This is a genomic window from Micromonospora sicca, assembly GCF_003172935.1.
Taxonomy (GTDB): Bacteria; Actinomycetota; Actinomycetes; order Mycobacteriales; family Micromonosporaceae; genus Micromonospora; species Micromonospora sicca.
Genome location: NZ_QGKS01000258.1, coordinates 31,821 through 45,974 on the forward strand (window position 1 = coordinate 31,821; position 14,154 = coordinate 45,974).

Below are 14,154 nucleotides of genomic sequence, written 5' to 3' on the forward strand. Positions count from 1 at the left end.
CGGCACCTGCGCCAACACACCCAGCAGCCCCGACCCCCACCGATGCGCCTCACCCGACACGCCCTGCAGGCGTGCGGCCAGCCCACCAATCAACGATGATGACGCCACGAGCGCGGCCCTTCCGTTGTGACCATCCAGACTCGACACCTGAATGATCAACGGAAGGCCGCGCTCTCCTACGTAACATCACAACCCGGCGCGGCTACCACGAAGACCCCAATGCGGTCATATCCCTACCTTGCAGTGGCCCTGGGGCGGCCGTGGATGCGACGGTGGTCTCGGTCGTCAATTGGCGTCTTTCCCTTGATCAGCAGATCGGTCTTCATTTGTACAGTCCCCCATCGTTTGGTGGATCGGCCCGTCCAGCGTGGTCAGCCTGCTTCCGCTGCCACCCCACCGGCCGGCGATGATCTCAGCGGCGATGCTGACCGCGGTCTCCTCCGGCGTGCGGGCGCCCAGATCCAGGCCCAGCGGGGAGGCGAGCCGCGCCAACTCGTCCTCGGTCAGCCCGACCGCGCGTAGGCGGGCCAGCCGGTCGTTGTGGGTGCGTCGGGATCCCATGGCGCCGATGTAGGCGAGTGGCAGCCGCAGCGCCACCTCCAGCACCGGTACGTCGAACTTCGGGTCGTGGGTCAGCACGCAGACCACCGTCCGTTCGTCCACCCGGCCGGCTTCGACCTCCGCCCGCAGGTAGTTGTGGGGCCAGCCGACCACGACTTCGTGCGCCTCGGGGAAGCGGCGTCTGGTGGCAAAGACCGGCCGGGCGTCGCAGACCGTGACCCGGTAGCCGAGGAAGGTGCCGATCCGGGAGACCGCCGCGGCGAAGTCGATCGCGCCAAAGACGATCATCCTGGGCGGCATCGCGTGGGTGGACACGAACAGCAGGAGTTCATCCCCGCGACGCTGCCCGTCGTACCCGTAGCGCAGCATGCCGGTGCGGCCGGTCGCCAGCAGGCCGCGGGCGTCGTCGGTCGCCGCTGCGTCCAGCCGATCGCTGCCGAGTGAGCCGGCGGTGCGGTCGCCCCAGACGACGAGTCGCCGCCCGAGCCGGCCGGCGGGATCACTTTCGCCGCCGTCTCCGCCGGGGTCGCCGTCTCTGCTGGCGCCGCCATCAACTCCGGCGGACACGCAGGTGACCACCGCGACCGGGATGCCCGCCCGGATCGCCCCGGCTACCTCGCCGAACTCCGGGAAGCCAGCTGGGTCGATGCGCTCCACGTACACGTCGAGGATCCCGCCGCAGGTCAGCCCGACGGCAAACGCGTCTCCGTCGCTCACCCCATAGCGCTCCAGCGCCGGCACCCCGGCCTCCATGACCTCCTGAGCCACCTCGTAAACCGCGCCCTCCACGCAGCCACCCGAGACGCTGCCCACCGCGGTGCCGTCCGGGCCAACCAGCATGGTGGCGCCCGCCGGGCGTGGCGCGGAATGCCATGTCGCCACGACAGTGGCAAGGCCGACCGGCTTCCCGGCCTTCCACCAGCGGTCCAGCTCATCCAGTACTTCACGCATACTCGATCACCCAACAGCTGTCACGGTCCGGTGAACCGTGCTTGACGTCACGGAAGTCCAACCTTACTGTCCTCTATACCGGACGTCACGTCTCAGCCTGAGGGCATCTAGGGAGGACCCAATGCGTGTCCGCAAGGGCCTGATTGCATCACTCGCCCTCGTCGCACTAGGGGCAACAGCCTGCGGATCGAACTCCGGCAAGGGGTCCTCCGACTCCTCGGGACAGGTCAAAATGCGCATCGCTGGCAACACCAATGCGGCGGCCCTGCCGGTCTGGGTGGGGATTGAGCGCGGCTACTTCAAGGACTGCGGGGTCGACGCCAAGTACACCCTGGTCCAGAACATCACCACGCTGCCGGCGGCGCTCGGCAAGTCCTTCGACATGGCGCTCACCGTTCCGCCACTGCTCATCAGCGCCGCCGCCCAGGGGCTGCCCGTGGTCGAGGCGGCCGGGGCGACCCTGAACTCGCGGGAGAACCCGCAGACCTTCCTGGTCGCCAAGGAGGGCTCGGGCATCAACACGGTGGCCGACCTGCACGGGAAGAAGCTCGGCGTCCAGACGATCACCGGCAGCACGCACCTCGGCACCAAGCTGTGGCTCAAGCGCGCCGGCGTCCCCTACGACAGCGTGCAGATCGTCCAGGTCGACGGGCCCGCCATGGCCGACCAGCTGCGCTCCGGCCGCGTCGATGCGATGGAGACTCTCGCGCCGTTCTCGACCAGCGTCCTGAAGTACGGCAAGAGCATCGCCGACCCGCAGGCCGCGGTCGCGCCGACGGTCTCCGGCATCTTCTGGGCGGCGGATAAGAACTGGGCGTCCAGCCAGAGCAAGGCCATCAGCTGCTTCCAACAGGGCCTCAAGAAGGCCGCCGACTTCATCGGCAGCAACACGGACGAGGCCAAGCAGGTCCTGAAGCAGCAGACCAAGCTGCCCGACGACATCGTGAAGGACACGGACCTGCCGACCTACACGGCAGAGGTCCGGCCGGACGACCTGAAGCTCTGGGAGGACGCCATGAAGGAGGTCGGCGGCTTCAAGGGCGACGTCGACGTCAAGAACCTCGTCCTCGCCGGCTGAGAAGTACGAAAACCGTGAGTACGCGGACGGAAGGAGTGAGCGGGGCGATGTCGACGGTGCCGGCCGTCCTCCGGGCGGTCGACCTCCCCGGCGCTCCTTCCGGGCCGCTCGCGGGGCTCCGGTTCGTCGTCAAGGATGTCATCGACGTGGCTGGCATCCCGACGACGGCCGGCAGCCCCGCATGGGCGTCCTCGCACCCGACGCCCCACGAGTCCGCGCCAGTCGTCGACACCCTGCTCGCCGCGGGCGCGTCGCTGGTCGGCAAGGCCATCAGCGACGAGCTTGCGTTCAGCCTCAACGGCACCAACCCGCACTACGGCACCCCCCGCAATCCGGCCGCCGTCGGCCGCATCCCCGGCGGCTCGTCCTCCGGCTCGGCGTCCGCGGTGGCCGCCGGCGAGTGCGACTTCGCGCTCGGTACGGACACCGGCGGATCCGTCCGGATACCGGCCTCCTACTGCGGCGTGTTCGGCTTCCGACCCAGTTGGGGCCGGATCCCGGTGGCCGGGGTCACCGCCCTCGCCCCGTCTTTCGACACGGTCGGCTGGTTGGCGAGCGACGCGCGCACGATGCTGCGCGTCGGCCAGGTGCTCCTCGCGCCGCCACCGGCTGAACCGCCCCGCCCGCCGGTCTTCGTGCCCCTCGTCGAGGGCCTGGAGATCGCCGACGACGGGATCGCCGACGTCCTGCGCGCCACGCTGCGGTCACGCTTCCCCGGCCGGGTGGCCCCCGATCGGCGCCTCGGCATCGACGTGGCCCAGTGGGCCCAGATCCGGGGCGTGATACAGAGCTACGAGGCCTGGCAGCTGCACGGCGGCTGGGCACAGCAGCACGCGGACGAGTTGGGCACCGGCGTCGGCGCCCGGCTGCTGAACTGCGCGCAGACCACGCGGGCCGACTACGACCGGGCCTGCGCCGACCGGGACGCCATCGCCGCCCTGCTCGGCGGCGCCGTCGAACCCGGAGAGGTGCTGTGCCTGCCGGCAGCGCCGGGCCCGGCGCCCTCCCTCTCGGCGCCCCTCGAGGAGCTGGACCGGCAACGCGTACGGCTCTTCCGGCTCATGGCTCCGGCCGGCCTCTGGGGCGCCCCGCAGCTGTCCGTGCCGGCATGCACCGCCGGAACGCTGCCGGTCGGGCTGGGGCTGATCGCCCGCCGCGGCGACGACCTCTCGCTGCTTTCACTGTGGAACGACACCCCCTAACAACTGGAGACCTTGGCCATGCGCGCCATCGACGTCCACGTCCACCTGCACACGACCGAGGCCGACACCGCCCGCAAGGACGCGCAGCAGGTCTTCGGATCGAGCGGCAGCTCCGCCGACCTATTGGAGTACTACACCAGCCGCGACATGGGCGCAGTCATCTTCGACGTGGACAAGGAGACCACCACCGGGCAGCGGATCGACAACGGCGCGATCGCCGAGCTCGCGGCGAAGTCGGGCGGCCGGCTGATCGGGTTCGCCTCGGTTGACCCGAACAAGGGCGCGGCCGCGCTCGAGGAGCTCGAGCGGTGCGCCGCGCTCGGCCTTCGCGGCCTGAAGCTCCAGCCGATCACCCAGCAGTTCCACCTGGCCGACCGGCGGTTCTACCCGCTCTGGGAGTTCTGCCAGGCGCACAACTGGCCGCTGCTGGTGCACACCGGTACCACCGGCATCGGCGCCGGCTCCCCGGGTGGCCGCGGGCTGAAGCTCAAGTACGGGCACCCGCTGCCCGACGTGGACGACGTCGCCGCCGACTTCCCGGATCTGAACATCATCGCCGCCCACTTCGCCTGGCCGTGGCACCTGGACCTGCTCGCCATCGCCCGGCACAAGGCGAACGTCTGGGTGGACCTCTCGGGCTGGGCACCCAAGTACATCCCGGACGAGGTCGTCAAGTACCTGAACAGCGTCATCTCCGACCGGGTGCTCTTCGGGTCAGACTACCCGTGGCTCAAGCCGGACCGGTGGATGGCCGAGTTCCAACACCTGCCGGTCAAGGACGAGGTACGCGAGAAGGTGCTCCTCACCAACGCCCAGCGCCTGCTTGGGTGGGACGCGTGACCGCCGTGGCCGACGACCGGACGATGCTGAGCAAGGTCATGTCGGTCGAGGAGGCCCTCGCCCCCATCGCCGATCACTCCACCGTCATGGTCGGCGGGTTCGGCGGGGCCGGCACCCCGGTGGCGCTCCGCGAGGCCCTGGCGCTGCGGCAGCTGCGCCACCTGACGATGGTCGCCAACAACAGCGACTTCGGCAGCTTCCTCTACCCCGGCGGCCTCAAGCGGGTCATCTGCTCCTTCCCCGTCGGCCACACCGCTCCTCAGGTACTCGCGGCCGTCGAAGCCGGCGACGTCAAGCTGCAACTGGTGCCCCAGGGCACCCTCGCAGAGCGGATCCGGGCGGCCGGTGCCGGGCTCGGCGGGGTACTCACCCCCACCGGACTGGACATGGAGTTCGGCGCCGCGTACCAGGAGATGGAGTTCAACGGCCAGCGGTGGCTGCTCGTCCCGGCGCTCCCCGCCGACGCGGCGCTGATCAAGGGCGCGATCGCCGACACCCGGGGCAACATCGTCTGCCGCTACGCCGGCATCAACTTCAACCCGGTCATGGCCATGGCCGCGCGGTACACGGTGGCTCAGGTCGAGCGCGTGCTACCGGTCGGCGAGATCGATCCGCAGGCCGTGACGGTCCCCAGCGTGCTCGTTGACGCGGTCGTCGAGCTACCCACGAAGACGGCGGAGGGCTGACATGCCGCAGGAACGCATCGACATCGCTCGCCGGGTGGCCGCCGACATCGGACGGGGCTGGTCGGTCAACCTCGGCATCGGCATCCCCACCCTGTGCGCGCAGTTCATCGCCCACCCCGAGACGCTGGTGCAGAGCGAGAACGGCATCCTCGGCATGGGCGGGCCGCCACCGCCCGGACAGGAGGACCCGGACCTCGTCGACGCCGGTAAGCGGCCGGCCACGATCGTGCCGGGCGGGTGCTTCTTCGACTCGCTGATGTCCTTCGGCCTCATCCGCGGCGGCCACCTCGACCTGGCCGTGCTGGGCGCGTTCCAGGTCGGCGCCAACAGCGACCTCGCCAACTGGCGGCTGCCCCAAAAGAGCACCGGCGCACTCGGCGGCGCGGCCGACCTCGCGGCCGGTGCCCGCCGCGTGTGGGTGGCGATGGAGCACGTCGGCAAGGGCGGCGAGCCGCGGCTGCTGCGGACGTGCAGCTACCCGCTGACCGCCCGCGGCGTGGTCGGGCGCGTCTACACCGACCTCGCCGTCCTAGAGCCGAGAAGCGACGGGCGCTTCGAGCTGATCGAGCTGGCCGAGGGTGTCAGCTTCGACGAGGTGCAGGAGCGCACCGACGCCGAGCTGGTGCCGGCGACCGCTGCACAGACCCCGAGGGGAGAACACGCACGTGCCTGACATGCCTCCCGAGCCGCCGACCATCTCGACGGCGGAGCTGACCCAGATCGTCCGCGCCTTCGCCGACTCCGACCTGCGGGAGCTGCGCCTGGTGGTCGGCGACGTCGACCTGCTGGTGTCCCGCAACGAGCACATCGACGGCGCGGCCCCGGCCCGTCCGGCGGCCCCGGCTCCGGCGGCCGCCAGCGCTCCGGCTCCGGCTCCGACGGCGGCCCCAACGGCCTCCGCGCCGTCAGCTGCCTCTGCTATGGACAGCAGCACGCCGGCGGTCGACCGCACCGGCCTGATCCCGGTCCACTCCCCCTCCGTGGGGGTGTTCTACCGCCGCCCGACCCCGGAAAAACCGCCCTATGTGGAGGTCGGCTCCGCGGTCGCGGTCGGCGACCCGGTGGGGACGCTCGAGGTGATGAAGATGTTCACCACCGTACCGAGCGAGGTGGCCGGCACGGTCGCCGAGATCTGCGTCGAGGACGCGACGCTCGTCGAGTACCAGCAGGTGATCATGTACCTGTCCCCGGCTGCGGGCGCCTGACCGGCATGGCCATCCGCCGCGTACTCGTCGCCAACCGCGGGGAGATCGCCGTCCGGATCATCCGGGCGTGCCGGGACCTCGGGATCGAGACGGTCGCCGTGTTCTCCGAGGCCGACCGCGACACCCTCGCCACGCAGTTGGCCGACAAGGCCGTCTGCATCGGACCCGCCCAGGCCAAGCAGAGCTACCTGAACGCCGACGCCCTGCTGGTCACCGCCCTGCACACGGGCTGCGACGCGCTCCATCCGGGCTACGGGTTCCTGGCCGAGAACGCCGAGTTCGCCGACGAGTGCGCCCGCAACGGCATTCAGTTCATCGGCCCGCGCGGCGACACCATGCGCGGGCTTGGCGACAAGCTCCCCGCCCGGGACACGGCCGAGCGGCTCGGGATCCCCGTGGTCCCCGGCGGCACGCTGGACGGCAGCGCAGCCTCGGCCGACGCGGTGCTCGAACAGATCGGCCTGCCGCTGCTGATCAAGGCCTCGGCCGGCGGCGGCGGCCGAGGACTGCGTCGGGTCGACGACACTGCCGACCTCGCCGGCGCGCTCGCCCAGTCGGCCGCCGAGGCCGACGCCGCGTTCGGCAACCCGACGCTGTACGTCGAGCGGTACATCGAGCGCGGCCGGCACATCGAGGTGCAGATCGTCGGCGACCGGTACGGGAACGTCATCCACCTGTTCGAACGCGACTGCACGACGCAGCGTCGGTACCAGAAGCTGGTCGAGGAGGCGCCGTCGCCCATCCTGGACGACGCGGCGCGCAACGCGATCACCGACTCCGCCTGCCGCCTGGCCCGTGGCATGGGCTACGAGGGGGCCGGCACCGTGGAGTTCCTGTTCGACCTGGACACCGGCGAGCACTACTTCATCGAGATGAACACCCGCCTGCAGGTCGAGCACCCGGTGAGCGAGCTGCTGACCGGGCTGGACCTAGTGCGGCTCCAACTGCTCGTCACGTCCGGCGAGCCGCTGCCGGTGAGCCAGGACGAGGTGACGATGAGCGGTCACGTCATCGAGTTCCGGGTCAACTGCGAGGATCCCGGAAACGGCTTCCTGCCCGCCGCGGGGACCGTGCGGCGCTGGCGTCCCCCGGCCGGCCCGTGGGTGCGGTTGGACACCCACATGGAGCAGGGGCGGGCGGTGCCCCCGTACTACGACTCGCTGCTGGCCAAGCTGATCGTCTGGGGCGACACCCGCGAGCAGGCGCTCGAGCGGTCCCGGCGCTGCCTGGCCGAGTTCGCGGTGGACGGCGTCCCGACGACGCTGCCGTTCCACTCGTGGCTCGTCGCCCAGCCCGACTTCATCTCCTCGAACCTGCACACCACCTGGGTGGACAGCAATTGGAAAGGGGCTCGCCGACCGTGAGCAAGCGCGCGGGACTCATCGACACCACACTGCGGGACGGCAACCAGTCGCTGTGGGCCACCCGCATGACGACGGACATGATGCTGCCGATCCTGCCCGCCATGGATCGGGCCGGATACCACTCGCTGGAGTTCATGGCGACGGTCAACATGGACGTCTGCGTCCGGTTCCTGGGTGAGAACCCGTGGGAGCGGATCCGGCGGGTGCGCCAGCACGTCCGGCACACGCCGCTGCGGATGATGGGCATGGCCTACTTCTTCAGCATCTCCCGCGTGTACCCGGACGAGGTCGTGGAGCTGTTCAACAAGACAGCCGCGCGGGCCGGGATCGAACACATGTGGATCACCGCCGGGATGAACGACGTACGCACGACGGAGGTCGGGATCCGGGCGGCCCGGGAGGCCGGCTGCCGCACCGAGGGCTCCATCCAGTTCACCATCAGCCCCATGCACACCGACGAGTTCTTCGCCAACGCGGCCGCCGAGTTCATCGCGCTGGGCGTCGACGCGCTGATCGTGAAGGACGCCGGTGGCCTCCTCACGCCGGAGCGGGCCGCCACGCTGTTCCCCGCGCTGCGGCAGGCGTGCGGCGACGTCCCGATCTACTGCCACTCGCACTGCATCACCGGCATGGGGCCGGCGGCCAACATCGCCGCCATCCAACACGGGGCATCGGCGATCTGGACCTGCACGGCCCCGCTGGCCAACGGCCCGTCGCTGCCGGCCGACGATGCGATGACGCGGAGCCTGCGCTGGCAGGGGTATGAGACCGGCGTCGACGAGGAGGCGACCGCCGAGATCGCCGCGTACTTCCGCGACCTGGCGGCCCGCCTGGGCAAGCCGACCGGCACGATCGCCGAGTACGACCCCGGCTACTACGTACACCAGATGCCGGGCGGCATGCTCGCCAACTTCCGCGAACAGCTCGCCCAGGTGGGCATGAGCGACCGGCTCGCGGCGGTGATGGAGGAGATGCCGCGCGTCCGCGCCGAGTTCGGGTACCCGAACGTGCAGACCCCGTTCTCCCAGTTCATCGGTACCCAGGCGCTGCTCAACGTGGTGCACGGCCGCTACGAGATCGTCCCGGACGAGATCCGCAACTACCTCCTCGGCTACTGGGGCCGCACCCCGGCGCCGGTCGACCAGAACCTGCTCGACCGGGTCGCGCAGGGCGAGGAGCCGGTGACCGAGCGGCCCAGCGCGCTGGCCGAGCCGATCCTCGACCGGGTACGCAAGCAGCACGGCCCCTTCCACACCGACGAGGACCTGCTCCTGGCGACCCTGTTCATGCCCGAGGTACTGGAGGAGATGCGGGCCTCGCAGCGGAAGAGGGCGCGTAACAACCTCTCCATGGCCGACGCGGGGTCGATCGCTCAGCTGGTCCGCGAGGCGAGCAAGATCCCCGGCGTGAAGCACGTCCGCCTGACCGTGCCGCGCTGATCCGAAGCAGAAAGGGGGCGGGGACCGATCGGTCCCCGCCCCCTTTTCGCGATCTTGGACACTTGGCGGGCCATGGCACCGCCAAGTGTCCAAGATCGGCAACGGCGTCAGTCCGCCGCCCCGCCGGTCATTCGCATCGAGACGGCGTGCTCGGCGTGGGTCACCGCCCAGTTGACGAGGAAGCCGAGGGCACCGGCGATCACCAGTAGCCCGTAGACCTGGGCGGTGAGGAAGCTCGCCTGGGCGAACCCGAGCAACCCGCCCAGCCCGTTGATCCGCGTCACGATCTCGACGAGGAGCGTGATGATCAGCGCGAGCGGCGCGGCGATCCGGATGCCGAGCAGCATCGACGGCGTGAGCGCGGGAATGAGGATCTTGCGTACCCGCTCGCCCCGGCCGAGCCCGAGGGTGCGCGACATGTCCATGAGCACCGGGCTCAACGACCGGCGCGCGGTGCGCACGCTCAGCAGGATGGGCCAGGTCGCCGGCAGGACGACGACGAGGAGCTTCATCTGCATCGAGTAGCCGAGGACCAGGGTCGCGAGCGGTACGAGCGCGGCCGCGGGGAGCACCCGCAGGCTCTCCAGGGTCGGCCCGAGGGCGCGGTCGACGGTGCGGTTGGCGCCGATGAGGGCGCCGATGGCCGCCCCCACCACGGTTGCCAGCAGCAGGCCCAGGACGAAGGTGAGGAAGGACCAGCCGATGGCCGTCAGCAGCGACCCGTCCTTGACCAGTGGCAATAGGGCGCGGCCCCACTCACTGGGCGCCGGGAAGTACGGCGACTGCGCGGGCGCCAGCACCTGCCAGAGCACGAGCCCCAGAACCAGCGGCAGCAGGCCGCGTAGCGGGGCGCCGCCCCGGCGGCGCTTGGCTCGCGCAGCCGTGGTACCGGCGGACTCCTTGGGCGTGAGCGGTGTGGTGGCCGCGTCGGCGCTCATCACTTCTCCCCTGCGGCGGCCATCTGTCCACGAAAGACGATGCTGACCAGCCCGACGAGCAGGGCGTTGAGCACGATGCCCGACAGGCTGACGGTGACGATGTAGGCGAACATCACTTCCGGCTGGAGCGACTGGGACGCGGAGATGAGGGCGAAGCCGACCCCGGACGGGTTGCCGACCATCTCCGCGACGAGGATAAGCACCAGGGAGACGGCCAGGCCCAGCCGCATGCCGGTGACGATGTACGGCGTGGCCGCCGGCAACCGGAGCTTCCACAACTCGCGTACCCCGTCGACCCGCAGCACCCGCCCCACCTCGATCAGCCGCGGGTGCACCGCGCGCAGCCCGGCGACGGTGTTGAGCAGCACCGGCCACACTGCGGCGTAGAAGGCGACGACGATCTCCATCTGCGTCGTGAAGCCGAGCAGGAGCACCGCGACGGGTACGAAGGCGACGATCGGCAGCGAGCGGAGCGCGTCGATGCTGGCCATCGAGTACACCCAGACCGGGCGTACCAGCGCCATCAGCGTGCCGAGCAGGACGCCGACGACGGTGGCGAGCAGCCAGCCGGCGACGGTGGCCTCCAGGGTGTGCCCGAGGTTGGTCGGTAGCTCACCGCTGCTGACCAGATCCGCGCCGGCCGTCAGCACTCCGCTGGGGGCCGGGAGGTACTCGAAGCGCAGGATGCCCGTACGGACAAGCAGCTCCCACAGCAGGAAGAAGCCGAGGAGGGTGAGCAGGCCGAGGACGTTGACCCGGCGCAGGAGCGCGCGGGTCACCGCGGGACCTCGTGCCCGAGCGCGGCGTACACCTGGTGGCGCAGCTGGAGGTAGTCCGGCCGTTCCTTGGTGGTGATCTGGTCGCGCGGACGGCCCAGGTCCACGTCGAGCGACAGCCCGACCGAGGCAGGCTTGCCCGCGAGCACGACCACCCGGTCGCTGAGGTACACCGCTTCCTCGACGTCGTGGGTCACGAAGACGACCGTGGTGCCGGTCGCCTCCTGGACTCTCTGTAACTGGTCCTGGAGGGACGCTTTGGTCATGGCGTCGAGCGCGCCGAACGGCTCGTCCATGAGCAGCACCGAGGGGCGCATCGCCAGCGCCCGGGCGATCTGGACCCGCTGCTGCATACCGCCGGACAGCCGCCAGGGGTACTCGTCGGCGCTCGCCTGGAGGTTCACCATGGCCAGGGCTGCCTCCACCCGCTCCCGGCACTCCTGCTTGGAGCAGTTCGACTCGATGCCCAGCGCCACGTTGCGGCGGACGCTGCGCCACGGCAGGAGGGAGTTGGAGTAGTCCTGGAACACTGTGACCACGCCGTCCGGCGGACCGGACACCGCGGTGCCGTTGCACCTGGCCTCGCCCCCCGCGATGCTCTGGAGGCCGCCGAGCACCCGCAGCAACGTTGTCTTCCCGGAGCCGGAGGGGCCGAGGATCGACACGAACTCGCCGGGCTGGACGGCCAGGTCCACGCCTCGGAGGATGTCGACCGCCCCCGCGGCTCCGACCAGGGTCACCCGTAGGTCCTGGCACTCCAGTGCGGCGACGCCGCTCTTCTGAACTGTCGACATCGCGGCCATGGCCCTCTCTCGGTCCGGTCTAAGCTCTGACGTGCGCCGCAACGGCCCTAAACAGTGATCAACGCGGGTCTGATTGACTTGCATGGCATACGTCACGTCTCACCTAGGAGACTAGGGACGGGTCATGCCGCAGTCAACCGTTGCAGCCACGCCGTAAAGTTCTTACTCTGGTACAGATGCCTCGTCTGCTATAGGGGACAAACGTTCCTCTCCCCTGGAAAGAGCTAAGGGCTTCGAACCCATGTCAGGAGGTCGCATGCCCAGCGAGGTACCTGCGGTCGCATCGTCGGTCCGCATCCTGGAGACGCTGGCGGCCGAGTGGCCGGCCGCGGTCTCCCCCGGCCGGCTTGTAAGCGAACTGGGGCTCAACCGGAGCACGTGCTACAACATCCTCGGCACCCTCCAGTCAATGGGCTGGGCGGCCAACATGGGCGACCGCGCCGGATGGACCCTCGGACCGCGACTGCTCTCGCTGACCGGGGTCAACACCACGCTCAGCGCGGTGGTCGTCCAGGATGCCCTCAACGAACTGAGCCGTGAGCTCGCACTCGTCGTCTTCGCCGCGGAGCGTGACGGCTCCGGCGGCTACATCGTCACCGCCAAGGGTGAACGCCGGACCGGTGTCCGGGTCACTATCGGCATCGGGGACCGGTTCCCGTTCTCCGCACCTGCGATCATGCAGGCCTTCGAGGCGTGGGCGCCGTTCGACCAGTTCGAGGGGCGGGTGCGGCGGCACTCGCTGCAGAAGTTCACCGAGCACACGGTGACCGACCTCGACGAGTTGAAGAAGGTCTTCGCCAGGGTCCGACGGATCGGCTACAGCCAGAGCCTCCGCGAGTACGACCTCGCCCAGGGAGCGGTGGCCACCCCCGTGTTCGACGGGCGTGGGCGGGTCAACCTCGTGCTCACCACCATCGCCTTCTCCAGTGAGCTGAACGAGAATACGGTCGCGGAGTTCGGCGCGCGCCTGCGCGACGGCGCCGAGCGCCTCATGCAGCGCATCGGCGGCACGCGGCCCGCCCTGGCGGACGACGTGGAGGACGACCTCGAGACGACCCCCGCGTGAGACGGACGTCGACGCGGTACCACCCGGCGCCGGGCGCCCTGGCGAGCGAGCCGGTCAGCCGGGGGAACCTGCGACTGCTGCAGCTGACCTCGTTCACCAGCGCGCTGGACCGGGCCTCGATCGCCCCGATCATCCTGCTCATCGCGCGGGACCTGCACCGGTCCGTCGACGCCGTCGCACTCGTCGCAACCTCCTACTTCTTCGCGTACGGGATCATGCAGCTGGTCTGGGCGATGGTCTCCGAACGCCTGGGGCGGGTGCGGACCATGCGCCTGGCGCTCGCCCTCGCCTGCCTGTCCGGGGCGTTCTCCGTCGTGGCGCCCGGACTGCCCGCCCTGCTGGCGGCCCGGACGATCGCCGGTGCCACCTTCGCCGCCGCCGTCCCCGGAGCCCTGATCTACATCGGTGACATGCTCCCGATGCAGCGCCGGCAGCCCGCCCTCGCCGACCTCGCCACCGGCACTGCCCTGGGCCTCACGATCGGCACCGTCGCGGCCGCCGTCGTCGCCGAACACCTTGGTTGGCGCAGCGCCTTCGCCGTCACGGCCGTGGTGGCCGGCGTACTGGCGGTGCTGCTCTCCCGGCTGCCCGAGCCTCGGCGCGGCCCCCGTCAGCCGCTGTTCGGCCGGCTCCCCGCGCTCGCCCGCAACCGCGGCGCGCTGCTGGTACTGAGCATTTCCTGGCTGGAAGGCTTCACCGTGCTGGGCTTCCTCGTCTTCGTGCCCACCGTGCTGCAGACCCAGGGGGCCAGCCCGTCGGTGTCGGGGCTGGTGGTCGCGGTCTACGGTATCGGCGTGGTGGCCAGCGCGGCCGGCGTGAAGCGGCTGGCGCGACGGCGCTCCCCAGGGGCGATCATCGGCGCCGGCGGCGCCTGCCTGATTGCGGCGTTCACCCTGCTCGCGATGAGCCGCAGCGCGGTCGCCGCCTTCGGGGCCTGCGCGCTGCTCGGCGCCGCGTGGGCGCTGATGCACACGAGCCTGCAGGCGTGGGCCACCGACGTGGCGCCGGAGTCGCGGGCGCTGGTGGTGTCCGCGTTCGCGGCCATGCTCTTCATCGGCAACGCCGCCGGCACCTACGTCGGCGGCCTCCTGCTGGCGGGTCCCGCGAACCCGCTGCTGTTCGTCCTGCCGGCGGCCATCGGAGTGCCGCTCAGCGTGGTGGCGACCTTCGGCCGGTCCCAGCACGTAGCCTCGACCCCGGCCGGCTGACCCCTGATGCGCGCCGGCCGCCAGACCAGGTGGTGTG

Annotated in this window: 14 protein-coding genes; 10 read left to right on the forward strand and 4 right to left on the reverse strand. The window is 70.5% G+C overall.

Translation table 11 applies throughout. The features are described from left to right. Window positions 1-285: 285 nt before the first annotated feature. Window positions 286-1,512, reverse strand: a complete 1,227-nt coding sequence (locus DKT69_RS19975) for an XdhC family protein (RefSeq protein WP_109803041.1) — start codon at window positions 1,510-1,512, stop codon at window positions 286-288. A gap of 232 nt (window positions 1,513-1,744) precedes the next feature. On the opposite strand from DKT69_RS19975, the gene DKT69_RS19980 reads away from it, so the two are divergent. The 8 genes from DKT69_RS19980 to DKT69_RS20015 are packed head-to-tail and all read left to right on the forward strand — an operon-like array spanning window position 1,745 to window position 9,326. Next, entirely contained in the window at window positions 1,745-2,590 is an 846-nt protein-coding gene (locus tag DKT69_RS19980; RefSeq protein WP_161557899.1) for an ABC transporter substrate-binding protein, read from the forward strand. 47 nt (window positions 2,591-2,637) lie between these two features. Then, complete coding sequence (locus DKT69_RS19985; RefSeq protein ID WP_109803043.1) at window positions 2,638-3,792, forward strand: amidase; 1,155 nt, start codon at window positions 2,638-2,640, stop codon at window positions 3,790-3,792. Between the two features lie 18 nt (window positions 3,793-3,810). Next, window positions 3,811-4,632, forward strand: coding sequence for an amidohydrolase family protein (locus tag DKT69_RS19990; protein WP_201749752.1), 822 nt, complete (start codon window positions 3,811-3,813; stop codon window positions 4,630-4,632). Beyond that, a complete protein-coding gene (locus DKT69_RS19995; protein ID WP_146231146.1) occupies window positions 4,629-5,318 on the forward strand; it encodes a CoA transferase subunit A in 690 nt (229 codons plus the stop codon). The genes DKT69_RS19990 and DKT69_RS19995 overlap by 4 nt, the downstream gene beginning before the upstream one ends. 1 nt (window position 5,319) lies before the next feature. Further along, complete coding sequence (locus tag DKT69_RS20000) at window positions 5,320-5,991, forward strand: 3-oxoacid CoA-transferase subunit B (RefSeq protein ID WP_109803046.1); 672 nt, start codon at window positions 5,320-5,322, stop codon at window positions 5,989-5,991. Between the two features lies 1 nt (window position 5,992). Beyond that, entirely contained in the window at window positions 5,993-6,523 is a 531-nt protein-coding gene (locus DKT69_RS20005) for an acetyl-CoA carboxylase biotin carboxyl carrier protein (protein WP_109803047.1), read from the forward strand. Window positions 6,524-6,528: 5 nt separating this feature from the next. Beyond that, window positions 6,529-7,887, forward strand: coding sequence for an acetyl-CoA carboxylase biotin carboxylase subunit (locus DKT69_RS20010; RefSeq protein WP_109803048.1), 1,359 nt, complete (start codon window positions 6,529-6,531; stop codon window positions 7,885-7,887). Continuing rightward, window positions 7,884-9,326 carry a pyruvate carboxylase subunit B gene (locus DKT69_RS20015; protein ID WP_161557900.1) on the forward strand — a complete coding sequence of 481 codons (1,443 nt, stop codon included), beginning with the start codon at window positions 7,884-7,886 and terminating at the stop codon, window positions 9,324-9,326. Before DKT69_RS20010 ends, DKT69_RS20015 begins: the two co-directional genes overlap by 4 nt. 107 nt (window positions 9,327-9,433) lie before the next feature. Here the strand turns inward: DKT69_RS20015 and DKT69_RS20020 are convergent, their stop codons facing one another. From DKT69_RS20020 to DKT69_RS20030, 3 genes are read right to left on the reverse strand one after another with little or no spacing between them, the layout of a single operon-like run. Then, window positions 9,434-10,264, reverse strand: a complete 831-nt coding sequence (locus DKT69_RS20020) for an ABC transporter permease (protein WP_109803050.1) — start codon at window positions 10,262-10,264, stop codon at window positions 9,434-9,436. Further along, complete coding sequence (locus DKT69_RS20025) at window positions 10,264-11,043, reverse strand: ABC transporter permease (protein WP_109803051.1); 780 nt, start codon at window positions 11,041-11,043, stop codon at window positions 10,264-10,266. The genes DKT69_RS20020 and DKT69_RS20025 overlap by 1 nt, the downstream gene beginning before the upstream one ends. Then, window positions 11,040-11,834 (reverse strand): ABC transporter ATP-binding protein, encoded by a 795-nt coding sequence (locus DKT69_RS20030; protein WP_109803076.1) that lies wholly within the window; start codon window positions 11,832-11,834, stop codon window positions 11,040-11,042. Before DKT69_RS20030 ends, DKT69_RS20025 begins: the two co-directional genes overlap by 4 nt. 265 nt (window positions 11,835-12,099) lie before the next feature. On the opposite strand from DKT69_RS20030, the gene DKT69_RS20035 reads away from it, so the two are divergent. After that, window positions 12,100-12,909: an IclR family transcriptional regulator gene (locus DKT69_RS20035; protein WP_161557901.1), complete on the forward strand. Its 810-nt coding sequence runs from the start codon at window positions 12,100-12,102 to the stop codon at window positions 12,907-12,909. Beyond that, a complete protein-coding gene (locus DKT69_RS20040; RefSeq protein ID WP_109803053.1) occupies window positions 12,906-14,117 on the forward strand; it encodes an MFS transporter in 1,212 nt (403 codons plus the stop codon). The genes DKT69_RS20035 and DKT69_RS20040 overlap by 4 nt, the downstream gene beginning before the upstream one ends. Window positions 14,118-14,154 lie beyond the last annotated feature (37 nt).

Bases quoted from the DNA above. Each gene is read 5' to 3' on its own strand.
- DKT69_RS19975 (WP_109803041.1), bottom strand. From the start codon at position 1,512: ATGCGTGAAGTACTGGATGAGCTGGACCGCTGGTGGAAGGCCGGGAAG.
- DKT69_RS19980 (WP_161557899.1), top strand. From the start codon at position 1,745: ATGCGCATCGCTGGCAACACCAATGCGGCGGCCCTGCCGGTCTGGGTG.
- DKT69_RS19985 (WP_109803043.1), top strand. From the start codon at position 2,638: ATGTCGACGGTGCCGGCCGTCCTCCGGGCGGTCGACCTCCCCGGCGCT.
- DKT69_RS19990 (WP_201749752.1), top strand. From the start codon at position 3,811: ATGCGCGCCATCGACGTCCACGTCCACCTGCACACGACCGAGGCCGAC.
- DKT69_RS20000 (WP_109803046.1), top strand. From the start codon at position 5,320: ATGCCGCAGGAACGCATCGACATCGCTCGCCGGGTGGCCGCCGACATC.
- DKT69_RS20005 (WP_109803047.1), top strand. From the start codon at position 5,993: ATGCCTCCCGAGCCGCCGACCATCTCGACGGCGGAGCTGACCCAGATC.
- DKT69_RS20010 (WP_109803048.1), top strand. From the start codon at position 6,529: ATGGCCATCCGCCGCGTACTCGTCGCCAACCGCGGGGAGATCGCCGTC.
- DKT69_RS20020 (WP_109803050.1), bottom strand. From the start codon at position 10,264: ATGAGCGCCGACGCGGCCACCACACCGCTCACGCCCAAGGAGTCCGCC.
- DKT69_RS20030 (WP_109803076.1), bottom strand. From the start codon at position 11,834: ATGTCGACAGTTCAGAAGAGCGGCGTCGCCGCACTGGAGTGCCAGGAC.
- DKT69_RS20035 (WP_161557901.1), top strand. From the start codon at position 12,100: ATGCCCAGCGAGGTACCTGCGGTCGCATCGTCGGTCCGCATCCTGGAG.